Source organism: Gluconacetobacter diazotrophicus PA1 5, from assembly GCF_000067045.1.
GTDB classification, from domain to species: domain Bacteria; phylum Pseudomonadota; class Alphaproteobacteria; order Acetobacterales; family Acetobacteraceae; genus Gluconacetobacter; species Gluconacetobacter diazotrophicus.
Map to the genome: position 1 here is coordinate 3,453,218 of NC_010125.1, position 23,565 is coordinate 3,476,782.

Consider the following 23,565-nt stretch of genomic DNA (forward strand, 5'->3'; position numbering starts at 1 on the left):
CCGGCGGTGACGCGATCCTCTCCCTCCCTCCCTGACCACGGGCCTGACGACCGGCCGGGCCGCGCGGCCCGGCTGCTGCGCCGCCTGCTGCGCCGGCCGCCCCCGAACGGCCGCGCCACGGCGGGCGGGGACGCGGCCCTCGATACGCCCGGCGCGGCCGTTCCCCTGCCCCTGGCGGCGGAAACGCTGGCCGCCCGCATGCCGGCCCTGATCCTCGCGGCCCAGCGCATCGCCGCGACCGTGGCGGTGGGCCACCATGGCAGGCGGCAATCCGGCCCGGGCGAGGATTTCTGGCAGTTCCGCCCCGCCCAGCCCGGCGAGCCGGTGACCCGGATCGACTGGCGGCAATCCGCGCGCAGCCTCCGCGCCTATGTGCGCGAGACCGAGGCCGAGGCCGCCCAGACGCTGTGCCTGTGGTGCGACCCCAGCGCGTCGATGCGCTGGCGCTCGGGCGCGGCGCTGCCGCTGAAATCGGACCGCGCGGTGCTGCTGGCCCTGGCGGTGGGCACGCTGGCGCTGCGCCAGGGGGAACGGGTGCGGGTGCTGGCCCCGGACGGCCCCATCGACATCCCCCCCGGCGGACGGGCGGCCCTGGACCGGCTGGCCGTGGCGCTGCTGCGGATCATGGAGGGCGGACCGGACAATCCCGGCCTGCCCAATCCGCACCATGGTTCCCCTGGTGCAAGGGTCGTGCTGCTGGGCGACGGGCTGGGCGAGATCGCGCCGCTCGACGCCCTGCTGCGCGGCCTGGCCGCGCGCCCGGCGCGGGCGCACCTGCTGCTGGTCAACGACCCGGCGGAGGCCAGCCTGCCCTATGCCGGGCGCGTCCGCTTCGCGGGGCTGGAGGACGAGGCCGCGATGACCCTGTCGGGCGTCGAAGGCCTGCGCGCCGCCTATCGCGATGCCTATGCCCGCCATCAGGACGATCTGGCATCCGTGTGCCGCGCCACCGGCCTGGACCTGATCCGCCATGTCACCGACCAGCGGCCGGAAACGGCGCTGCTGGCCCTGCACGCCGCCCTGATGGATCGGGGCGGCGCGGCCGGACGGGCAGCTCGGGGGGGGCGCGGCCGATGATCTTCCAGTTTCCCTGGCTGCTGGCGGCCCTGGCGGTCCTGCCCGTCATCTGGCTGCTGCTGCGCGCCCTGCCGCCGGCACCCCGGCGGCAGTCCTTTCCCGCCATCATGCTGCTGCGCGGACTGCACGCCCGGGTCACGGACGCGGCGACCGCGCCGCCCTGGCTGCTGCTGCTGCGCTGCCTGGCGCTGGCCGGCCTGATCGTGGGGCTGGCGGGGCCGGTGGTGCCACGCGACCAGGCGACGGGTCCGCGGGCCGAGGGCTCCGGCGATCCGCTGCTGGTGCTGGATAACGGCTGGGCCGCCGTGCCGGGCTGGACCCACCGGCTGGCCGCGCTGGACACCGTGCTGGACCGCGCCGGCCGCGCCGGACGCCACGCCCGGCTGCTGACGACCGCGCCCGGCCCGGCGGGCGAGACCCCGGCCATCGGCGCGGCGATGACGCCGTCCCTGCTGCGCGGCGCGCTGGATTCCACCCGCGCCATGCCCTGGCCGACCGATCGCGCCGCCGCCGCGCGGGCCCTGCGCGCGCTGGCCGCCGGCGGATGGCGGGGGCCGGTGGTCTATGTCTCCGACGGGTTGGCCGGCCCGGACGATCCGGCATTTGCTGCGGCGCTGGCCGCTATCGGCCCGGTACGCACTCTGACGGCGCCGGACCTGACGGTCGCGTCCCTGGTTCCCCCTGCGAAGGACGATCCCGGCGCGGCCGGCGACACGCTGCGGGTCGCGCTGGCCGCCCTGCCCCAGCCCCACCCACGCCACCTGACCGTGCGGGCCGAGGCCGCCGACGGCGGGGTGCTGGCGCTGGTCCCGCTCTCGCTGGCCGCCGGGGCGGACCGCGCCACGGCCGGCGTAGCGCTGCCCGCCGAACTGCGCAACCGCATCGACCGGCTGGTACTGGACGACATGCCCGGCCCGGCCGGCATGCGCCTGCTGGACGAAGGCGACCGGCGGCGGCCGGTCGGGCTGATCGGCGTCGCCGGCACCGATACCCCGCTGGTCGGGCCGCTGTTCTACCTGCGGCGCGCGCTGGCCCCCACCGCCGAACTGCGCGAGGGCTCGGCCGCGACCCTGCTGGCCCGCCCGCTCTCCGTGCTGGTCGCCCCGGACGGCGCGCTGGACAGCCCGCAGACCCGCCGCGCCGTCGCCGCCTGGGTGCGCAAGGGCGGCATGCTGGTCCGCTTCGCCGGACCGCTGCTGAACGGCAGCCCGGACCGCGACATGGCCTCGCCCGACATGCCCGCCGCCCCTATGGAAGCCCCCCAGGACGACGCCGCGCATCTCCCCCCCGCCGACACGCTGCTCCCGGTGCCGCTGATGCAGGGCGAGCGGCAACTGGGCGGCGCCATGTCGTGGGGCAAGCCGGAACAACTGGCCCCCTTCCCCGACGCCTCGCCGTTTCACGGACTGCCGATCCCGCCCGAGGTGACGGTGTCGCGCCAGGTCCTCGCCCGCCCGGCCGCCGACCTGGCGGATCATAGCTGGGCGCGCCTGTCCGACGGCACGCCGCTGGTCACCCATGCCGCGCTGGGCGCGGGCGAGGTCGTGCTGTTCCACGTCACCAGCACGGCGGACTGGTCCAACCTGCCGCTGTCCGGCCTGTTCGTCGCGATGTTGCGCCGGCTGGCCGAACGCCCGGCCGGCGTGGAAGCGCCCGCCGACCACAGCCTGCTCGCGCCGTACATGACGCTGGATTCCGACGCCATCCTTGGCCCGCCCCCGCCGGGCGCCCGCGCCCTGCCGGCGGACGCGTTCGGCACGCAGGCGGCCTCGTCCGCCCACCCGCCGGGCCTGTACGGCCCGCGCACCGCCCGCCGGGCCCTGAACCTGGGCGACGCGATGCCTCCCCTTTCCCCCCAGCAGCCGATCGGACAGGCCGCCAGCCTGGACGGCCAGCGCCGCGACCTGGTGCCCGGCCCGTGGCTGGTCGCGGCGGCGGTGCTGCTGCTGGTGCTGGACGCGCTGCTGACGCAGATGCTGCGCGCCGGGCGGCTGGCGGGCGGGCGCAGGGCCGCCGCCCTGGTCGTGGCCGGGCTGCTGGCCGCCCACGCGCCCGCGCGCCCCGCCCTGGCCGATCCGCCGCCGGCCGGCGTGCCGGGCGCCGCGCTGGAAACCCGGCTGGGCTATATCCTGACCGGGCACGACGATATCGACACCGTGTCGCGCCAGGGGCTGCAGGGCCTGTCGGATTACGCCAACGCCCGCACCTCCGCCGTGCTGGGCCATCCGGACGGCGTGGTGCCGGGCCGCGACGACCTGTCCTATTACCCGATGCTGTACTGGCCGGTCACGGCGGACGCGACCGCCGATCCGGCCCGCGCGGCGGCGCTGAATGCCTATATGCGCCACGGCGGAATCCTGATGATCGACAGCCAGGGCGTCGATCCGGCCGCCCCCGGCGGCGGGCATGACAGCTTCGCCGCCCCGGCGCCCGGCACGGCGGCGGCACTGCGGCGCATGACGCAGGGGCTGGACATCCCGCCGCTGACCCGGCTGACCGACCATCACGTGCTGGCCCACACCTTCTACCTGCTGCACGGCTTCCCCGGCCGCTATGACGGATTGCCGGTCTGGGTGGCGCGCGAGGGCGACAGCGCCAATGACGGCGTCAGCCCGGTGATCGTGGGCGCCAGCGACTGGGCCCATGCCTGGGCCGTGGATGCCCAGGGCGATACGCCCTACGCCACCATGCCGGACGGCAATACCCAGCGCGTGGCGGCCTACCGGTTCGGGGTCAATGCCGTGCTCTACGCCCTGACCGGCAATTACAAGGCGGACCAGGTCCACGTCCCGGCCCTGCTGCGGCGGCTGGGGGAATAACCGATGCCCGACCTGCACACCTTGCGCCACATGACGGGGTTCGCGCCCCTGGTTCCGTCCTGGGTGCTGTTCGTCCTGGCCGGCCTGGCCGTCGCGGCCGCCCTGGCCGGGCTGCTGCGCCGCGCGCGCGGCACGCTGTGGCGCGCGGCGGCGGCCGGCGTGCTGCTGCTGTGGCTGGCGGGGCCAGAGCGGATTCGCGAGGTCGGGCAGGTGCTGCCCGAAACCGGCCTGCTGATCGTGGACCAGTCGCCGTCGATGGGCATCGGCCAGCGCGCCGCGATCGCGCGCCGCGCGGCGGAACAGATCCAGGCCCAGGCCGCGCGCCTGCCCGGACTGACCCTGCGCACCGTCACCGTGCGCGGCGGCCACGACCAGGGCACGCAGCTCTTCGCCGCGCTGGACCAGGCGGCGGCGGACATTCCCCCCGGCCGGCTGGCCGGCGCCATCATGCTGACCGACGGCCAGGACCACGACGTCCCCGCATCCGTGCCCGACCATCTGCGCCCCACGGACGCCGCCGGCCACCGTACGAACCTGCCGCTGCACGTGCTGCTGACGGCGCGGGGCGAGGAAACCGACCGGCGCCTGCGCATCCTGCAGGCGCCGCCCTACGCCATCGTCGGCCAGACCGCGACCCTGCGGGTGCAAATCGACGATCTGGGTCCCCATCCGGCCGCCGACGGCCGGGCCGAACTGACCCTCAGCCGGGGCGGCGAGCCCCCCCTGCACCAGATGGTGCACGTCGGCACGCCGCAGGACATCACCCTGCCCGTCACCCATCCGGGCCCGATGCTGGTCGGCCTGTCGGTCTCGCCCCTGGCGGGCGAGGTCTCGACCGCCAACAACCAGGACGTGGTGCGCATCAACGGCGTGCGCGACCGGTTGCGGGTGCTGCTGGTCTCGGGCACCCCCAACCAGGGCGAACGGGTCTGGCGCCGGCTGCTGAAGGCCGATCCGTCGGTCGACCTGGTGCATTTCACCATCCTGCGCCCGCCGGACAAGGATGACGGCACGCCGCTGTCGGACCTGGCGCTGATCGCCTTCCCGGTGCGCGAACTGTTCCAGCAGAAGATCGGCCAGTTCGACCTGATCATCCTGGACGGGTTCGAGAACCGCGCCATCCTGCCGCGGGCCTATCTGGAAAACATCGCCGACTACGTGCGCAACGGGGGCGGCCTGCTGCTGATCGGCGGCCCGGAATTCCTCGGCCCCGGATCGCTGCAGGACACGCCGCTGGGCGACATCCTGCCGGCCCACGTGCCGGTGGACGGCGGAATGGTGGAACAGCGCTTCAAGCCCGCGCTGACCGCCGCCGGCCAGCGCCACCCCGTCACTGCCGACCTGCCGGGTGCCGGCACTGCCCCGGACGGCCATGATACCGGCCATGACGCCGACTGGGGGCCCTGGTACCGCGCGCTGCGGGCGGACACTTCCCACGGCCAGGCGCTGATGGACGGGCCGGACCACACGCCGCTGCTGATCCTGGACCGGGTGGATCGCGGCCGCGTCGCCTTCCTGCTGTCGGACCAGATCTGGCTGTGGTCGCATGGCGAGGGCGGCGGCGGCCCGCAATCGGAACTGCTGCGCCGGATCTCGCACTGGCTGATGAAGGAGCCGGAGCTGGAGGAGGAACAACTGACCGCCGCCATCGCGGACGGGCGGATGGTGGTGACGCACCGCACCGCCGCCGAGACCGGTCCCACGGCCGTGACCATCACCGCGCCGGACGGCATCACCCGGCAGGTCCCCCTGCGCCCCATCGGCATCGGCCTGTCGGAGGCCGCCGTGCCCGCCACCCAGCCCGGAATCTGGATGGCCGACGACGGCACCCATCGTGCCTTCGCCGCCCCCGCGCCCGGCGATCCGGTGGAATTTTCCGACCTGCGCGCCACCGCCACGATCCTGTCCCCCATGGCGGACCGGACCGGCGGCGGGGTCTACTGGCTGGGCGACGACGCGGCGCAGCCGCGCCTGCCGGCCCTGCACGCACCCGGCTCGGGCGCCGCGTCAGGCCCGGACTGGATCGGCTTTCCGCAGCGCGACGCCAGGCTGGTCACCGGCCGCACCGCCCGCCCCCTGCTGGCGGGCTGGATCGTCCTGCTGCTGGCGGGCGGGCTGCTGCTGGCCGGCTGGTGGCGGGAAGGAAGATGATTTCCGTCGCATTGGACCCTGATCTGGATTATGAAATGGCTGCCGGTTCCGCGTCCGGCAGGCCGGCCCGCCCCGTCACCCGCCGGCCCGCATCCGCCCCGAACAGGTCGCGCCTGTTATCGAGACGAGTGTCACTGAGACCAACGATGATTGTCAGATCCGGTATCCGCATCCTCTTCATCGCGCTGCTGGCCGGCAGTGCGGTGCTGATCGCTCCGATGCATTTCGCCTACGCCCAGGATGACGAGGAATCGGACGCCGAGGCCGCCGACGCCGCGAAGCAGGCCGAGGCCCGCCGCGCCGCCCGCGCCGCCGCGCCGCCGGCCGCGCTGCCGGGCGCGGTCTCGTCCGAGGACATCGGCGGCCACGCCAACGGCGACCTCAATCCCACCGCCGCCCTGTTCGACGCGATCAATCGCGGCAGCCTCGGCGCGGCGAAGGAAGCCCTGAATCGCGGCGCGGACACCGAAGGGCACAATGTGCTGGGCCAGACGCCGCTGGACATGGCCATCGACCTGAACCGCAACGACATCACCTTCCTGCTGCTGTCGCTGCGCACGCTGAACGACGACCACGTCATCGCGGCCTCGACCACCCATTCGGGCGTCTCGATCCAGAACGGTGCCGGGCATCTCAGCATCAACGGCAGCAGCCATGGCAAGCGCGTCGTGGTGGCGGGAAGCGGCGGCACGCCGCAGCCTTCGATCGGGTTCCTGGGCTTCGGGGGAAGCTAAGAGGCTGTGTCAAAAGCCCTGCTGCTGAGCGAGAGCGGCCAGAAGGGCCGCGCCCGGCGTGTGTTTCCGAGCACCGAAGCGGAGCGGCCTTATGGGCCGAGAGCATCGGAGCGCAGGAAACGCACGTCGGATCGCCAGCAGCAGGGCTTTTGACATAGCCTCTAAGGCGTCACCCGATCGGACGGCCAGGGCCCTGACCCTGGCCCGGGACCGCCAAAGGGCCTAGCCCTTCGGCGATTCGGTGGTGGCATCCAGGGACAGCGCCTCGTTGCGCAGCGTATCCAGCGGGATCATCTGCCCGTCGCGCTGAAGGTGCCAGAACGTCCAGCCATTGCAGGACGGCGCGTTCGTCAGCAGCGCCCCCAGCTTGTGGATCGACCCGCGCTGCGTGCCGCTGACCAGCGTGCCGTCCGGCGCCACGGTGGCGGACACGCGCTGATGGCGATCGTACATCACCGTGCCGACCGGCAGCAATCCACGTTCGACCAGGCTGCCGAAGGGCACACGCGGGGTCTCGCGCTTCGCGGGGGTCGTCAGCACGCTGTCCAGCGGCACCGGGCGCTCGCGCCGGGCGCGGCCGATCGCGGCCTCGGCATAATCGGGGTGACGTTCGATGCCGATGAAGCGGCGGCGCAGGCGCCGGGCCATCGCCGTCGTCGTGCCCGTCCCAGCGAACGGGTCCAGCACGATGTCATCGACGTTGGTCGAGGCCACCAGCACCCGGTGCAGCAGGCTTTCCGGCTTCTGCGTCGGATGCAGCTTCAGCCCGTGGGAATTGCGCAGCCGCTCGCCCCCCGTGCACAGCGGCAGGTACCAGTCCGACCGCATCTGCACGTCGTCATTCAGCGCCTTCATCGCCTGGTAATTGAAGCGATAGCGGCTGTCCGCCCCCCGTGCCGCCCAGATCAGGGTTTCATGGGCATTGGTGAACCGCCGCCCGCGGAAATTCGGCATCGGGTTGGATTTGCGCCAGATCACGTCGTTCAGGATCCAGAATCCCAGATCCTGCAGGATCGCGCCGATCCGGAAGATATTGTGATAGGACCCGATCACCCAGATCGTCCCGTCCTTGCGCAGCAGGCGACGTGCCTCGCCCAGCCATGCCCGGGTGAAGCGGTCATATTCCGCCAGGTCGCTGAACTTGTCCCAATCGTCATCGACCCCATCGACGACACTGTCGTCGGGCCGCCGCAATTCGCCGCGCAACTGCAGATTATAGGGCGGGTCGGCAAAGATGCAGTCGATCGACCCCGTCGGCAGGGTCTGCATCAGTTCGACGCAGTCGCCGCGCAGGATCTGGTCCAGGGGCAATTCCATCATCACCGCGCCGCTCATGACACGTCTTCCAGGACGGCGGGGACCAGTCCCGGCGCCATCCCGGGCGCCGCCGCGGGCACCAGCCCCAGCGTCAGTTGCCGAACCAGCCCGAACGCTTCGCGATGATGGGGGGTCGTGCCCGCGCGGCACAGCGCCGCACGATGCTCGGCGGTGCCGTATCCGGCATTGCGCTCCCACCCGTAGCCCGGCCAGCGGCAGGACAGCCGCGCCATCAGCCGGTCGCGCACCACCTTGGCCACGATCGAGGCCGCGGCGATGGACAGGCTTTCGCCGTCGCCGCCGACGACGCACTGCGCGGGACAGCCGAAATCGGGCGCGGCATTGCCGTCCACCAGCACCATGTCGGGCTGGTGCGGCAGCCGCGCCACGGCGCGGCGCATCGCCAGGAAGGCGGCACGCAGGATATTCAGCCGCGCGATTTCGGAAACCGAGGCCGCGGCGACCGCGATATGCACCCCCCGCGCCGCATGCAGCGCGGCATAGGCCCGCAGCCGTGCCGCTTCGGTCAGCTTCTTCGAATCGTCAAGCTGGGTGACAAGGCGCCGGGGCACGCCCGAATCGAACATCACCGCGGCGGCCACCACCGGCCCCGCCAGCGGCCCGCGACCGACTTCGTCCACCCCGGCGACCCGGCCGCCATGCTGCATCTCGCGCGTGTAATCCGGCATCCACCCCATCCTGAACCGGGGCGGATCGGGCGCCACCGCCCGATTCGCACGCCGAATCACGTCCAGTAAGGATGGAAACCACCTTTACGCCATGTTGCGCAAGATGCTGATTCCACGCCGAGTCCTTTCAAACGGAAAAATCTTGCCCGTCATGCGACTCGACCGGCCGAAATCAGCCCTTCGCCTTGCGGCGCGGGGCGAAGATCAGTCCCATCAGCAGGCCCACCGCCGCCGCGATGCCGATCGACACCAGCGGCCGGTCCTGGACGAACAGCACCGCCTGTTCCAGCTTGCCCTCGCCTTCCTCATACAGTTCGGCGAATTCCTGCCGGGCCATGCCGGCCAGCTGGTCGGCCTTGCCTTCGGCCTGCATTCCCACGTCGCCGGTCAGGCCGCCGGCCGCGTCCTTCACCCGCCCCGTGCCTTCCTCGACCACGCCCTTGGCCTTTTCGACGAAGGTATCGCTGGTGGATTCGGTCATATCTTCCTCCTTAATCGGGATAGCGCTGCCAGGCAGGATGCCACTGTAATGATGGCAGCCTTAGGGCCATCCCACGCCTTCGGGGGCAGAACGAACGGGACGCGCCCCGGGTTCCGGAGCCAGGCGCCGCCGCACGTCCCCCGAGGCAGGACGATACCACGCGGAACGGGAAAAAGGATGGCCCCGGGCCGCATCCCAGCCCGGTCCCCCGCTGGCGGCGGGCGGCAGGACTGTTACATTTTTACACCGATTATAAGCAGGATTTAACGTCAATTCCCGACGCAGATGCTAACACTGCCCCCGAAGCCGCTCACGCGGCACGACGCGCCCGACGCCAACTGGATTGAGGAAGACCCGACGACCATGGACAAACCGACACGCGACCCTTCCGAAGCGCCCGCGCATGAGGCAGCCGGACGGCAGGGCGGGCCCCGGGGCGGATCACGTCGCCGTCTGCTTCTCTGGGGAACGGCGCTGGTCGGCGCGGCGGTGATCGCGGCGGCGTTCCTGCGGCCGCATACCCACACCACCGGCGGCAGCGGCCGCCACGGCCACCAGGCGGTCGGGGACGCGCAGCCCGTCGCCGTGGCGACGGTCCATCCCGGCGACATGCCGATCGAACTGACCGAACTGGGCACCGTGGTGCCGATCACGAACGTCACGGTACAGCCCCGCGTCGACGGCTACCTGATGCAGGTCCTGTTCACCGAGGGCCAGCACGTGAAGAAGGGCGACCTGCTGGCGCTGATCGACACCCGGCCGTACGAGGTGGCGCTGGCGCAGTACCAGGGCCAGCTGGCCTCGGACATCGCGCAGCTCCAGCAGGCGCGGGTGGACAACGACCGCTACCAGCGCCTGGTCCGCCAGAACAGTATCGCGACCCAGACCGCCCAGGACCAGCAATACAAGGTCGCGCAGCTCGAAGGCACCGTGAAGGTCGACCAGGCCATGGTCGACAACGAAAAACTGCAGCTCGTGTACTGCCACGTCATCGCCCCCGTGGACGGGCGCGTCGGCATCCGCCAGGTGGACATGGGCAACTACGTGACCGCCGGGCAGACCAACGGGCTGGTCATCCTGACGCAGATGCAGCCGATTTCGGTCATCTTCACCCTGCCCGAAACCGAACTGGGCGCGGTGGCCGAGCGGCTGCGCACCGGCATCGCCCTGCCGGTCGCGGCCTGGGACAGCACCAACACGCGCAAGATCGCCGACGGCACGGTCAGCGTGCTGGACAGCCAGATCGACACCTCGACCGGCACGGTGCGCCTGCGCTCGATCTTCACAAACCAGGACGAAACCCTGTTCCCGAACCAGTTCGTCAACGCCCACCTGCTGGTCAACACCCAGCATAACGTGCTGCTGGTGCCGACCAACGCGGTCCAGACCGGGCCCAACGGACCGTTCACCTATGTCGTCAAGCCCGACAAAACGGTCGAGGTCCGCGACATCAAGACCGGCGCCACCCACGGCGACGTGGTGGTCGCGGCCTCGGGCCTGAAGGATGGCGACGTGGTCGTGACCGACGGCACCGACCGCCTGCATGCGGGGTCGAAGGTCACCATCCCGGCGGCGGCCGACGCCAGGACGGGTACCGACACCAAGACGGGCGCCGATACCAAGGCGGGCACGGACAACGGGTCCCGTTCGGGCGCCCAGGGTCGGCAATGACCCCCTCGGCCATGAACCCGGCCAATCCCCCGATCCGTCTTCCCCTGCCGGAGAGCCGTGCGTGAATCCCTCCCGCCTGTTCATCGAACGCCCGGTCGCGACCACGCTGCTGATGCTGGCCATCATGCTGGCGGGGCTGCTGGGCTATCACTTCCTGCCGGTCTCGGCCCTGCCGCAGGTCGAATATCCGACCATCACGGTCCAGACCTTCTATCCGGGGGCCGGGCCCGACGTCATGGCCACGTCGGTGACCGCGCCGCTGGAAACCCAGTTCGGGCAGATGCCGGGCCTGGACCAGATGACGTCGCAATCGTCGGGGGGCGCCTCGGTCGTCACCCTGCGCTTCGGGCTGTCGATGTCGATGGACGTGGCGGAGCAGGAGGTGCAGGCCGCGATCAACGAGGCGCAGATGCTGCTGCCGACCGACCTGCCGGCGCCCCCGATCTACGCCAAGGTCAATCCGGCCGACACGCCCGTGCTCACGCTGGGCATCACCTCGAAGACCCTGCCGCTGACCGAGGTCGAGGATTACGTCTATACCCGCCTGGCACAGAAGATCAGCCAGATTTCCGGCGTCGGGCTGGTGACGCTGTCGGGCGGCAACCGCAAGGCGATCCGCGTACGGGTCAACGTGCCGAAGCTGACCTCGTTCGGCGTGGACATGGATACGCTGCGCACCACGATCGGCAACGTCAACGTCAACTCGCCCACCGGCACGTTCGACGGCGCGCAGCGCGCCTCCACCCTGCGGGTGGACGGCCAGATTTCCGGCGTGGACCAGCTCCTGAATCAGGTCATCGCCTACCAGGACAGCGGGCCGGTGCGCATCCGCGACGTCGCCACCGTCGTCCAGGGGCCGGAAAACACCCAGCTTGCCGCGTGGTCCAACCGCACCCCGGCCCTGGTGCTGAACGTCCAGCGCCAGCCCGGCGCCAACGTCATCGCCGTGGTGGACAACATCAAGTACGCCCTGCCGCAACTGCAGCAGGCGCTGCCGCCCGGAATCTCGATCACCCCCCTGACCGACCGGACGACGACCATCCGCGCTTCGGTCGCCGACGTGGAATTCGAACTGGTGCTGGCGATGGCGCTGGTGGTCGCGGTTATCTTCGTCTTCCTGCGCAACGTCCCCGCGACGATCATCCCCAGCCTGTCGGTTCCGCTGTCGCTGGTCGGCACGCTGGCCGCGATGTACCTGCTGGGGTTCTCGCTGGACAATTTGTCGCTGATGTCGCTGACGATCGCGACCGGCTTCGTCGTGGACGACGCCATCGTCATGATCGAGAACATCTCCCGCTACATCGAGGCCGGCGACGACCGCATGACCGCATCCCTCAAGGGTTCCGGCGAAATCGGCTTCACCATCATCTCACTGACCGTGTCGCTGATCGCGGTGCTGATCCCGCTCCTGTTCATGGGCGACGTCGTGGGGCGGCTGTTCCATGAATTCGCCATCACCCTGTCGGTGACGATCATCCTGTCCGCCGTCGTGTCGCTGACGCTGGTGCCGATGATGTGCGCGCGGCTGCTCAGTGAACGGCCGCACGGGCCGGACGCCAAGGGGTGGTCGGCCACGGTCGAACGCTGGACCGAATCGGTGATCGCGGCCTATGGCCGCGCGCTGACCGTGGTGCTGCGCCACCAGCCGCTGACCCTGCTGGTCTTCGTCTGCACCCTGGTGCTGACCGGCGTGCTGGCCTGGTTCATCCCCAAGGGCTTCTTTCCGGTGCAGGACACGGGCGTGGTCCAGGGCATCTCGGTCATGGCGCAGTCGACGTCCTTCGATGCCATGTCGACCCACCAGCAGGCATTGGGCGACCGCATCCTCCAGGACCCCGACGTCGTCAGCATGTCGTCCTTCATCGGCGTCGACGGCCAGAACATGACGCTGAACCAGGGCCGGTTCCTGATCAACCTGCGCCCGCACGACGACCGGTCGGAAACCGCCAGCCAGATCTCCGCCCGCATCCAGCAGGAGGTCGCGGACATCCCCGGCGCCAGCCTGTACCTGCAGCCGGTGCAGGACCTGTCGCTGGACACCACCGTGGCCGCGACCCAGTACCAGTTCCTGCTGGAAAACCCGGACTACGACCAGTTCCGCACCTGGGTGCCCACCGTCGTCGCCGCCCTGCAGAAGGAACCCGCCCTGGCCGACGTCACGTCCGACCTGCAGGCCGAAGGGCTGATCGCCCACGTGACCCTGGACCGCACGACCGGCGCCCGGTACTCGATCACGCCGCAGACGATCGACAACGTGCTGTATGATTCGTTCGGCCAGCGCCAGATCTCGACCATCTACACGCAATCCAACCAGTATCGCGTGATCATGGAGGCCGATCCCGCCTTCCAGAAAAGCCTGACCTCGCTGGACAAGCTGTACCTGCCCGGCATCAGCGGCAATTCGGGCAGCAGCACCTCGGGCCCGACCCGCGCACCCACCTCGGGCCTGGTGCCGCTGCGCTCGGTCACGACGGTGACGCGGGGCACGGCGCCGCTGCTGATCACGCATGTCGGCCAGTTCCCGGCCACCACCATCTCGTTCAACGTGTCGCCCGGCTATTCGCTGGGCGAGGCGACGAACGCAATCGAACGGGTGGAACAGTCGCTGCACCTGCCCGCCAGCTTCCAGACCTCGTTCCAGGGCACGGCGGCGGCCTTCCGCAACAGCCTGGGCAACGAATTGTGGCTGGTCCTGGCGGCGCTGGTCGCGGTCTATATCGTGCTGGGCATCCTGTACGAGAGCTTCATCCACCCGATCACCATCCTCTCGACCCTGCCGTCGGCGGGCATCGGCGCGCTGCTGGCCCTGCAGCTCAGCGGCGCGGGACTGGACGTGATGGGCATCATCGGCCTGGTGCTGCTGATCGGCATCGTGAAGAAGAACGCGATCATGATGATCGACTTCGCGCTGGAAGCCGAACGGGTCGAGGGGATGGAGCCCATGCACGCCATCCATCACGCCGCCCTGCTGCGCTTCCGCCCGATCCTGATGACGACGCTGGCCGCCATGCTGGGCGCGCTGCCGATGATGATCGGCACCGGCACCGGTTCGGAACTGCGCCGTCCGCTGGGCATCGCCATCGTCGGCGGGCTGATGGTCAGCCAGTTGCTGACCCTGTTCACCACGCCGGTCATCTACCTGCTGATGGACCGGATCAGCCTGCGCCTGCGCCGCCGCTTCGGCCGCACTGACGCCGATGTCGCCCCGCCCCGGACGGCGACATGAACCCAGTCCGCCTCTTCGTCCTGCGACCGGTGGCGACCACGCTCCTGACCGTGGCGCTGCTGCTGGCGGGCGTCATCGGCTACCAGGCGCTGCCGGTCGCGGACCTGCCGAACGTCGATTTCCCGGTGATCCAGGTCCAGGCCCGACAGGCCGGCGGATCGCCCGAGGAAATCGCCAGTTCGGTGGCGGCCCCGCTGGAACGCCGGCTGGGCGCGATCGCCGACCTGACCGAGATGACGTCCCAGTCCACGCAGAACCAGGTGCGGATCACGCTGCAATTCTCGCTGGACCGCGACATCAACGGCGCCGCCCGCGATGTCGAGGCCGCATTGCAGGCCGCGCGCGCCGACCTGCCATCGTCGCTGCGCCAGAATCCCAGCTATTTCAAGGCGAACCCCAACGGCGCGCCGATCATGATCCTGGCGCTGACGTCCCGCACGGCCACGATGCCGCAATTGTACGACATGACGACCAACGTCCTGCAGCAGCACCTGTCGCAGATCCGCGGCGTGGGCGAGGTCGAGGTCGGGGGCAGTTCCCTGCCCGCGGTGCGGGTCGAGATGAATCCCCTGCCGCTCTATAAGTTCGGCATCGGGTTCGAGGACGTGCGCGCCGCCCTGGCGTCGGCCAACGCCCATACGCCCAAGGGCTTCATCGACCAGAACGGCGTGCGCTACACGCTGGATACCAACGACCAGGCCCGCAGCGCCCAGGCCTATCGCGACCTGATCATCGCCTATCACAACAGCCGGCCGGTCCGCCTGGCCGACATCGCCCAGGTCAATGACGGGGTCGAGGACGTGCGCAATGCCGGCTATTACAACCGCCAGCAGGCGGTGCTGGCGATCATCTTCGCCCAGTCCGGCGCGAACGTGATCCACACGATCGACCAGATCAACGCGGAAATCCCGGCCCTGCGCGCCGCCCTGCCGCCCAGCGTCCAGCTTCACAGCATCCTGGACCGCTCCATCACCATCCGCGCCGCCCTGGCCGACACGCAGTACACGCTCGTGATCTCGGTCGTGCTGGTGGTGCTGGTGGTGCTGGTGTTCCTGCGGTCGGGCCGCACCACGCTGATCCCCGCCATCGTGGTGCCGACATCGATCATCGCCACCTTCGGGGCGATGAAGCTGCTGGGCTATTCGCTGGACAACCTGTCGCTGATGGCGCTCACGGTCTCCACCGGCTTCGTGGTCGACGACGCCATCGTGGTGATCGAGAACATCAGCCGCCACCTGGAATCCGGCATGGACCGGCGGCAGGCCACCCTGCAGGGCGCGCAGGAAGTGGCGTTCACCGTCTTCTCGATCTCGATGTCGCTGGTCGCGGTCTTCCTGCCCATCCTGCTGATGGGCGGCGTGGCGGGGCGGCTGTTCCATGAATTCGCGATGACGGTGTCGATCACGATCCTCGTCTCCATGGTGCTGTCGCTGACCCTGACCCCGATGATGGCGGCGCAGGTGCTGGGCGGCGACACGACCGCGCCCGCGGAACCGGCGACCGGACTATGGGCCCGCGTCGCCATGGTGCTGGAACGCATGCTCCACGCGCTGCAGAACGGATATGCCCGCACGCTGGACGGCGCGCTGGCCTATCCGCGCCTGGTGCTGCTGTCCCTGCCCTGCACCATCGCGCTGATGGTCGCGCTGTTCATCCACATGCCCAAGGGCTTCTTTCCCGACAGCGACACCGGCCTGCTGATGGGGCGCCTGATGGGGGACCAGTCGATTTCCTTCCAGGCCATGACCCAGAAGATCGACGAGACCCAGCGCGCGATCATGAAGGACCGCGACGTCGTCAGCGTGACCGGCTTCATGGGCGGGCGCGGTTCGGCCAACCAGGCCAACCTGTTCGTGGTGCTGAAGGACAAGTCCCAGCGCAGCGACCCGCCCAGCACCACGATCGCGCGCATCGGCCGGCGCCTGCGCAACATGGTCGGCGCGCATTTCTACGCCATGGCGCCGGGCACGCTGCGCATGGGCGCGCGCCAGAGCAACGCGGCCTATCAGTACACGCTGGAATCCGATTCGCCGGGCGAGCTGTACGAATGGACGCCGAAGCTGGTGGCGGCGCTGCAGAAGCATCCGCAACTGGCCGACATCTCGTCGGACATCCAGCAGGGCGGCTCGGCCCTGAACGTCGCGCTGGACCGCGAAACCTCGGCGCGGACCCTGATCACGCCGCAGCTCGTGTCCAACACGCTCTATGACGCGTACGGCCAGCGCGCGGCATCGGTCATCTTCAACGCGCTGAACCAGTATCGCGTGGTGATGGAGGTCGAACCCCGCTTCTGGGAAAATCCCGACAGCCTGAAGCAGGTCTGGGTCAGCACCGCCGGCGGAACCGCGAGCGGCGGCACGCAGTCGAATACCATCCGCGTCTCCAGCGCGGCCAGCGCCAGCACCGCCGCCGGCCTCAGCAGCCAGTCCTTCCGCAACCAGATCGCCAACAGCCTGGCCGGCGGCAATTCGGCCTCGAGCGGCTCGGCGGTCTCGACCAATTCGGAAACCATGGTGCCGCTGGACATCGTCTCGCGCATCACGCCGCAGCTCACGCCGCTCTCGGTCAACCACCAGGGCCAGTCGGTCGCGGCGACGATTTCGTTCAATCTCGCGACCGGCGTGTCGCTGGACCAGGCGGTCCAGATCGTGGACACCGAGATGGTGCGCCTGCACGTGCCCCCCACCATCCATGGCAGCTTCGCCGGCAATGCGGGCCAGTTCCAGAAATCGGTCAATAACGAACCGGTGCTGATCCTGGCCGCCCTGGCCGCGGTCTACATGGTGCTGGGCATCCTGTACGAAAGCTACGTCCACCCGCTGACCATCCTGTCCACCCTGCCCTCGGCCGGGGTGGGCGCGCTGCTGGCGCTGGACCTGACGGGCGAGGATTTCTCGCTGATCGCGATGATCGGGATGATCCTGCTGATCGGCATCGTGAAGAAGAACGCGATCATGCTGGTCGATTTCGCCATCGAGGCCGAACGCGACGGCCACAGCCCGGGCGATGCCATCCGCACCGCGTGCCTGCTGCGCTTCCGCCCGATCATGATGACGACGCTGGCCGCCGCCCTGGGGGCGCTGCCGCTGATCCTGGGCCATGGCTACGGGGCGGAACTGCGGCGCCCGCTGGGTATCGCCATCGTCGGCGGCCTGGTCGTCAGCCAGGCGCTGACGCTGTACACCACCCCGGTCGTCTATCTCTATCTCGACCGCTTCGGCAGGTGGTGCCGGGGCCGATACCTCTCCGCCGCCCGCGCCCTGACGGGCAGGCGCGATCCACTCTCCCAACAGGATGCCTGAACCGGATGACTTCGCCATTTTCCCTGATGTCCCGCCGGGGCGCCCTGCATCTGGGCGGCATTCTGGCACCGCTGGCGCTGGCCGGCTGCATGGTCGGGCCATCCTACCACCGCCCCGCCGCCCCGGTTTCGGCCCGCTTCAAGGAACTGACCCCGGCCGCAGGCTGGGAACGCGCCCGGCCCGCCATGGCCGAACTGCCCAAGGGCGCCTGGTGGACGATCTATAACGATCCCGTCCTGAACCGACTGGAATCGCAGGTCGCGATCTCGAACCAGAACGTGCGGATGTACGAGGCCAACTACCGCCAGGCCCGCGCCATGATCGACAGCGTGCGGGCACAGCTTTTTCCCACCCTCAGCGGCAGCCTGGGGTTCAACCGCAACAGCCAGGGGCGTGGCTCGCGCTCGGCGTCCACCGGCAGCCTGGTCAGCTACGGGGGGGCGGCGACCAACACGACCGAGACGACCTATTCGATGGGCCCCAGCGCAAGCTGGGACCTGGATCTGTGGGGCCGCATCCGCCGCAATATCCAAAGCCAGGTGACCGAGGCCCAGGCCAGCGCCGCCGACCTGGCGAATGCCACCCTGTCCTACCAGGCGCAGCTCGCCACGGCCTATTTCAACCTGCGCTACCAGGATTCGCTGCAGGAGCTGCTGCGCCGCTACGTGGATTTCAACACCCAGGCGCTGCAGATCACGCAGAACCAGTACGAGGCCGGCACCGCCGATCCGACGGCGGTGATGCAGGCCCGCACCCAGCTTGAACAGAATCGTGCCACGCTGATCCAGGCCGGCATCGCCCGCGCGCAGTACGAACACGCCATCGCGGTGCTGATGGGCCGTCCGCCCGCCGACCTGACGATCACGCCCGGCACGCTGCCCCGCCAGATCCCCGCCATTCCGGTCGGGGTCCCCGCCGACCTGCTGCAGCGCCGCCCCGACGTGGCCGCCGCCGAACGGGCCATGGAACAGTACAACGCCCAGATCGGCGCCGACATGGCGGCGTTCTTCCCCGACGTCACGCTGACGGCCGACTATTCCTACAGCGGCGACCCCATCGGGCAACTGGTCCAGGTGGTCAACCGGATCTGGTCGCTCGGCGCCTCGGCCTCGGAAGTCCTGTTCCAGGGCGGGTCCCGCATGGCGGCGGTGCACGGCGCCAACGCCCAGTACGACAGCGCCGTCGCGACCTACCGCCAGACCGTGCTGACGGCCCTGCAGAATACCGAGGACAATCTGTCCAACCTGCGCATCCTTGAACAGCAGGCAACCCAGCAGCAGATCGCCCTGGATTTCGCCAACCAGGCCGTCCAGGTCTCACTGAACCAGTACGAGGCCGGAACCCAGATCTACACCACGGTCATCACCAACGAGACCACGGCCCTCAGCAATGCCGAATCCGCCCTGTCCATCCAGCAGCAGCGCATGGTCGATTCCGTGGCGCTGGTGCAGGCGCTGGGCGGCGGGTGGAACGCCACCAGCCTGCCGTCGAAGGCTTCGATGCAGACCGACAATCCGTTCCTGCCCTCCTTTATCCAGAAGGACAAAAACCAGTAGGGCCGGAACCGGCGATGCCCGAACCGGCTGGGGCGATCACAGGATCGCCTTGGCCGTCAGCAGCGCGATCAGCAGGAAGATGACGAAGGCCAGGATGAAGATGAAAAACAGGATCTTCGCAATTCCCGCCGACGCGGCCGAAATACCGCTAAACCCGAACACTCCGGCCACGATCGAAATCACCAGAAAAAGCAGCGCCAGCTTCAACATCATCACAACTCCATAAAACGTTCCGTGAAATCAAACGCTTCGACTGGCTTGCAAGTTCCCCCGCCGGATCGGCCGCCCGGTTCAGGGCGCCGTCCGCGCCGGCGGCGGCAGCGCCAGATAGGCCAGCCGCTTCACCTCCCGCCGCGCCAGGGTCACGCTGTCCAGGATCAGGCCGCAGGTCAGCGCCAGTCCCGCCAGCATCATGCACCCGGTCGCCAGCACGGCCGTCGGCAGCCGGGGCACCAGTCCCGTGCGCAGGAATTCCAGCACGACGGGCACGCCGGTCCCCAGGCCCAGCAGGAACAGCAGCGCCCCGAGCGTGACGAAGAACTGCAACGGGCGCTCCTGCTTCACCAGATTGACGATGGTCCGCAGGATCCTGATCCCGTCCCGATAGGTCCGCAGCTTGGAAACCGTGCCCTCGGGGCGTTCGACATACTGCGTCGCCACTTCGCCGATCGGCATGCTGAGTTCCAGCGCATGCACCGTCAGTTCGGTCTCGGTCTCGAAACCGGCCGAAAGGGCGGGAAAGGATTTGACGAAGCGCCGGGAAAAGACCCGGTAGCCCGACAGCATATCCGAAAGCCGATGGCCGAAGACCGCCGTGACCAGGCCGGTCAGGACCTTGTTGCCCAGCACATGGCCCCGCCGATAGGCGGCCTCCCGATCCGTCACGCGGGCGCCGTTGACCATGTCCAGCCCTTCGTCGCGCGCCATGGCCAGCATGGCCGGCGCGGCCGCGGCATCGTAGGTGGCGTCGCCATCGACCATCACATAGAAATCGGCCTCGATATCGGCGAACATGCGCCGGACGACATACCCCTTGCCCTGCAGGCGTTCCGTCCGCACCACCGCCCCGGCCGCCGCGGCGACGTCCACCGTCCGGTCGGTGGAGTTGTTGTCGTAGACATAGATGACCGCGCCCGGCAGTGCCGTGCGAAAATCGTGCACGACCTGGGCGATGGCCAGTTCCTCGTTATGGCATGGCACCAGGACGGCAATCCTGCACTCATCCACGTCAAATGCCTCGCCAGCCATGTCGCGAATGCTGGGTATCGTCTGATAACCTGCCACTTCCATCCTCATGCCAAAAGAAACAGAGACCCGGCCGGATGCCGATCATGAAGTCGGCGCCGGGGCCGTTCCAGGGAATAAAGGCGCGACACAATCCTTGAAGCCGCGCCCACCGCCGCGTAGGACACAAAAAACAGACGATCCGGTCTCTGGAAACCCGGCGCGGGTCATAGCGTTCTTACTGTGAGAAAGCCAGTGTCTAATCATCCAGAAAATGTCTCCGCACCCGATCACGAAGGGGGAATGGACACATCTGTTCCATGTGTTGGTCCGGCCTCCTTCTGGGCACCACAGCATATCCTGGAATCGGCATGGCTGGAGCACGCACCGTTCGCGTTCTGGCTGATGGAGAAGGTTCAGCCGGCCGTCTTCGTCGAACTGGGGACGCATGCCGGGTTCTCGTTCCTCGCGTTCTGCCAGGCGGTCCAGCGGCTCAGGCTGCCGACACGGTGCTATGCGGTCGATACCTGGGCGGGGGACGAGCACGCCGGCTTTTACGGCGAACAGGTATTCAACACCCTGTCCGGCCTTCAGGGGCAGCATTATGCGGGATTCTCGCGACTCATCCGCGCGTATTTCCACGATGCGCTCGTCCATTTCACGGACGGCGAGATCGATCTCCTGCACATCGACGGACGACACCGCTACGAAGATGTCCTCGAGGACTATACGACCTGGCTGCCGAAAATGTCCGAACACGGCGTGGTGCTGTTCCACGACATCAACGTTCGGGAAGGCGATTTCGGGGTCTGGCGCCTGTGGGAGGAACTGCGCGCCAGACACCCGTCATTTGAATTCTTTCACGGGCACGGGCTGGGCGTACTCTGTCCGGGTTCGCGCGTGCCGCCCGGATTGCGCCCGCTGCTGGAGAGCGGCACCGAGGCCCGCGTGGCGATACGCGAAGCCTACTCACGGCTGGGCGCCGCCGTTTCGACCCAGTACGTGCTGGAACGGGCCCACAGGGAACTGAATGCCGAAATCGGCGCCTTGCATCAGCAACTGGCGACCCGTGCCCAGGACGAAGAGCGGCTGCGCGCGGATCTGTCGTCGATCCAGCACGAACGCGACAGCATCCAGAAGGATCTTTCCGCGAATATCGACGACCTGAACCAGCAGTTGGATGCCCGTGACCAGGAGGACGAGCGCCTGCGTACCGACCTGTCGTCGGTTCAAGGCGAACTGTCCATTACCCAACGGGATCTTTCCAGCGTCCAGAACGTGCTGGCGCTGACGAATACCGAGGTCGCGCAGATCCGGGCCAGCACGACCTGGCGCGCCACGAAGGTCGCCCGGGACGTGGGGTCGCGCCTTTCGCCCCGTGTGCGTCACCAGTTGCGGCGCGGTGCCAAGGCGGTGTGGTGGGCCATGACGCCCCATCGGATGCCCGCGCGACTCCGTTTCCGCCGCGCGCGCGCGGTACAGCACGCCGTCTTCAGCGAGACGCCAGGCGACCCGTCCTGCCCGCACATCGCCTATCAGCCCTGGCCGGCATCATCCGGCACCGCACTGCCGAACGGGATGCCGCAAGGCACCTATCGGCTCGCCTCCGACCCGTCGGGCTACGTCTTCGTACCCCGGCGGCGCCCCGACAATCTGGACGCGCAGATCGCGCGCCTGGCGAAGCGCCCCGCATTCTCGATCGTCGTGCCGCTGTACAACACGCCGGACGATCTGTTCCAGCGAATGGTGGGCTCCGTCCTGGCGCAATGGTATCCGCACTGGGAACTGATCCTCGTCGACGACAAGAGTCCGCAGCAATCCGTGCGCGACAATGCGTCGAAGCTCGTCGATCCCCGGATCAGGACCATTCTGCTGGAAAGCAACATGGGAATATCGGGTGCGACCAATCGGGGGCTGGCCGAAGCCGGCGGCGACTACATCGTGTTCCTCGATCACGACGACGAACTGACCGACGACTGCCTGTTCGAACTGGCGAAATGCATCGACGCGGAAGATCCCGACTACGTCTACAGCGACGAGGACAAGATCGAGCCGGACGGGCGTTTCAGCCAGCCGTTCTTCAAGCCCGACTGGTCGCCCGATACGCTGATGAGCACGATGTACACGTGTCACGTGTCGTGCGTGCGCCGCGCGCTGCTCGAAACGGTGGGCGATCTGCGATCGGAATTCGACGGAAGTCAGGATTGGGATTTCGTCCTGCGCGTGACGGAAGCGGCCAAACGCATCTCTCACGTGCCGAAGGTGCTCTATCACTGGCGTATCATCCCGCAATCAGTGGCTTCAGATTTGAATGCGAAGCCTTATGCGGTCGACGCGGGCCGTCGCGCCCGCATGGCGGCGCTCGAACGTCGTGGACTGAAGGGAACGATCGAAGCCGTCCCGCAACTGGCGGGATATTTCCGCGTCAATTATGACGTGCAGGGAACCCCGCTGGTATCCATCATCATTCCCACCAAGAACAACGGGACCGTATTGAAAAACTGTCTCGATTCCATTTTTGGACATTCGCATTACCGAAACTTCGAAATCGTCCTGCTTGATAATGGTTCAACCGACGCGGCAACGGTGAATTACCTGGACTCCCTTCACGCCAACCCGAACGTGCGGGTGATAAGGCATGACGCACCGTTCAACTATTCCGAGATCAACAATATCGGCGTCGGCGATGCGAAGGGCAGCCTATTGCTGTTCCTGAACGACGACACTCAGGTGATCTCACCTGACTGGATCGGACGGATGGCCGGATATGCGCAACTTACGCATGTCGGCGCTGTCGGTGCCAAGCTGTTGTATCCAGACAGCCGGAAAATCCAGCATAGTGGCGTCCTGAATCTGGCGGATGGTCCCAATCACGCCTTTTGGTCTGCCGACGCATACACTCCGGGCTATTTCGCCCGCAATTTGCTCGAATATGACTGGATCGCCGTGACCGGAGCCTGCCTCATGATCGAGCGAACGAAATTTGATGCTGTCGGCGGGTTCGACGAGTCCTTCCCGATCGCCTATAACGACGTCGATCTGTGTTTCCGTCTGGTAGAACACGGCTTCTATAATGTGGTGTGTCCTGGCGCTGAGCTTTTCCATTATGAATCTCTAAGCCGAGGAAATGACAACAAAAACAAAGAAAAACGGCGACGCCTCGATCAGGAAAAAAATCGGCTTTATTATAAAAATCCACATTTCCTGATGCACGATCCTTTCTACAATCCCAATTTGGGACCCAATGATTTTTATTTTTCGCTTTCATGAAACCGACTCGCTTTAATTCGATTTTTCTATAATTTTTTGCGGAATAGT

The 23,565-nt window shown here is 68.2% G+C and carries 14 protein-coding genes; 9 read left to right on the top strand and 5 right to left on the bottom strand.

The window, feature by feature from the left end; translation table 11 throughout:
* Positions 1–6 precede the first annotated feature (6 nt).
* The 4 genes from GDI_RS15920 (at position 7) to GDI_RS15935 (ending at position 6,781) form a co-directional block, all read left to right on the top strand.
* A complete protein-coding gene (locus GDI_RS15920; protein WP_041249532.1) occupies positions 7–1,077 on the top strand; it encodes a DUF58 domain-containing protein in 1,071 nt (356 codons plus the stop codon).
* A complete protein-coding gene (locus tag GDI_RS15925) occupies positions 1,074–3,896 on the top strand; it encodes a DUF4159 domain-containing protein (RefSeq protein ID WP_012227878.1) in 2,823 nt (940 codons plus the stop codon). The genes GDI_RS15920 and GDI_RS15925 overlap by 4 nt, the downstream gene beginning before the upstream one ends.
* A 3-nt stretch (positions 3,897–3,899) precedes the next feature.
* A complete protein-coding gene (locus GDI_RS15930; protein ID WP_012227880.1) occupies positions 3,900–6,047 on the top strand; it encodes a hypothetical protein in 2,148 nt (715 codons plus the stop codon).
* A gap of 146 nt (positions 6,048–6,193) precedes the next feature.
* On the top strand, positions 6,194–6,781 hold the full coding sequence (locus GDI_RS15935) for an ankyrin repeat domain-containing protein (protein WP_012554701.1): 588 nt from the start codon (positions 6,194–6,196) through the stop codon (positions 6,779–6,781).
* A 222-nt stretch (positions 6,782–7,003) separates the two neighbouring features.
* Here the strand turns inward: GDI_RS15935 and GDI_RS15940 are convergent, their stop codons facing one another.
* The 3 genes from GDI_RS15940 to GDI_RS15950 all read right to left on the bottom strand — a co-directional run bounded on the left by GDI_RS15940 (position 7,004) and on the right by GDI_RS15950 (position 9,268).
* Positions 7,004–8,116, bottom strand: coding sequence for a site-specific DNA-methyltransferase (locus GDI_RS15940; protein WP_012227884.1), 1,113 nt, complete (start codon positions 8,114–8,116; stop codon positions 7,004–7,006).
* Positions 8,113–8,787 (bottom strand): ribonuclease HII, encoded by a 675-nt coding sequence (locus tag GDI_RS15945; RefSeq protein ID WP_012227887.1) that lies wholly within the window; start codon positions 8,785–8,787, stop codon positions 8,113–8,115. The genes GDI_RS15940 and GDI_RS15945 overlap by 4 nt, the downstream gene beginning before the upstream one ends.
* Before the next feature lie 172 nt (positions 8,788–8,959).
* Positions 8,960–9,268 carry a CsbD family protein gene (locus GDI_RS15950; protein WP_012227889.1) on the bottom strand — a complete coding sequence of 103 codons (309 nt, stop codon included), beginning with the start codon at positions 9,266–9,268 and terminating at the stop codon, positions 8,960–8,962.
* A gap of 363 nt (positions 9,269–9,631) precedes the next feature.
* Between GDI_RS15950 and GDI_RS15955 the strand changes: the two genes are divergently transcribed.
* From GDI_RS15955 to GDI_RS15970, 4 genes are all read left to right on the top strand, one after another.
* Positions 9,632–10,939, top strand: coding sequence for an MdtA/MuxA family multidrug efflux RND transporter periplasmic adaptor subunit (locus GDI_RS15955; protein ID WP_012227891.1), 1,308 nt, complete (start codon positions 9,632–9,634; stop codon positions 10,937–10,939).
* A gap of 61 nt (positions 10,940–11,000) precedes the next feature.
* Positions 11,001–14,165, top strand: coding sequence for an efflux RND transporter permease subunit (locus tag GDI_RS15960; protein ID WP_012227893.1), 3,165 nt, complete (start codon positions 11,001–11,003; stop codon positions 14,163–14,165).
* Positions 14,162–17,467 (top strand): efflux RND transporter permease subunit, encoded by a 3,306-nt coding sequence (locus GDI_RS15965; RefSeq protein ID WP_012227895.1) that lies wholly within the window; start codon positions 14,162–14,164, stop codon positions 17,465–17,467. The genes GDI_RS15960 and GDI_RS15965 overlap by 4 nt, the downstream gene beginning before the upstream one ends.
* A gap of 5 nt (positions 17,468–17,472) precedes the next feature.
* The gene (locus GDI_RS15970) at positions 17,473–19,023 is read left to right on the top strand and encodes an efflux transporter outer membrane subunit (protein WP_012227897.1); all 1,551 of its coding nucleotides are present in this window, start codon (positions 17,473–17,475) and stop codon (positions 19,021–19,023) included.
* Between the two features lie 36 nt (positions 19,024–19,059).
* On the opposite strand, the gene GDI_RS19325 is transcribed toward GDI_RS15970, so the two are convergent.
* Positions 19,060–19,233 carry a DUF1328 domain-containing protein gene (locus GDI_RS19325; protein WP_012227898.1) on the bottom strand — a complete coding sequence of 58 codons (174 nt, stop codon included), beginning with the start codon at positions 19,231–19,233 and terminating at the stop codon, positions 19,060–19,062.
* An 81-nt stretch (positions 19,234–19,314) separates the two neighbouring features.
* Positions 19,315–20,271 (bottom strand): glycosyltransferase, encoded by a 957-nt coding sequence (locus GDI_RS15980; RefSeq protein ID WP_012227900.1) that lies wholly within the window; start codon positions 20,269–20,271, stop codon positions 19,315–19,317.
* 279 nt (positions 20,272–20,550) lie between these two features.
* Here GDI_RS15980 and GDI_RS15985 point away from each other — a divergent pair, with 279 nt between their 5' ends.
* Positions 20,551–23,517 carry a glycosyltransferase gene (locus GDI_RS15985; RefSeq protein ID WP_012227901.1) on the top strand — a complete coding sequence of 989 codons (2,967 nt, stop codon included), beginning with the start codon at positions 20,551–20,553 and terminating at the stop codon, positions 23,515–23,517.
* Positions 23,518–23,565 lie beyond the last annotated feature (48 nt).

What these genes read in the sequence shown, in the direction of transcription:
- GDI_RS15965 (WP_012227895.1), top strand. Translation starts at nt 14,162, where the DNA reads ATGAACCCAGTCCGCCTCTTCGTCCTGCGACCGGTGGCGACCACGCTC.
- GDI_RS19325 (WP_012227898.1), bottom strand. Translation starts at nt 19,233, where the DNA reads ATGTTGAAGCTGGCGCTGCTTTTTCTGGTGATTTCGATCGTGGCCGGA.
- GDI_RS15935 (WP_012554701.1), top strand. Translation starts at nt 6,194, where the DNA reads ATGATTGTCAGATCCGGTATCCGCATCCTCTTCATCGCGCTGCTGGCC.
- GDI_RS15985 (WP_012227901.1), top strand. Translation starts at nt 20,551, where the DNA reads ATGGACACATCTGTTCCATGTGTTGGTCCGGCCTCCTTCTGGGCACCA.
- GDI_RS15950 (WP_012227889.1), bottom strand. Translation starts at nt 9,268, where the DNA reads ATGACCGAATCCACCAGCGATACCTTCGTCGAAAAGGCCAAGGGCGTG.
- GDI_RS15925 (WP_012227878.1), top strand. Translation starts at nt 1,074, where the DNA reads ATGATCTTCCAGTTTCCCTGGCTGCTGGCGGCCCTGGCGGTCCTGCCC.
- GDI_RS15945 (WP_012227887.1), bottom strand. Translation starts at nt 8,787, where the DNA reads ATGCCGGATTACACGCGCGAGATGCAGCATGGCGGCCGGGTCGCCGGG.
- GDI_RS15940 (WP_012227884.1), bottom strand. Translation starts at nt 8,116, where the DNA reads ATGAGCGGCGCGGTGATGATGGAATTGCCCCTGGACCAGATCCTGCGC.
- GDI_RS15980 (WP_012227900.1), bottom strand. Translation starts at nt 20,271, where the DNA reads ATGGCTGGCGAGGCATTTGACGTGGATGAGTGCAGGATTGCCGTCCTG.
- GDI_RS15955 (WP_012227891.1), top strand. Translation starts at nt 9,632, where the DNA reads ATGGACAAACCGACACGCGACCCTTCCGAAGCGCCCGCGCATGAGGCA.
- GDI_RS15970 (WP_012227897.1), top strand. Translation starts at nt 17,473, where the DNA reads ATGACTTCGCCATTTTCCCTGATGTCCCGCCGGGGCGCCCTGCATCTG.
- GDI_RS15930 (WP_012227880.1), top strand. Translation starts at nt 3,900, where the DNA reads ATGCCCGACCTGCACACCTTGCGCCACATGACGGGGTTCGCGCCCCTG.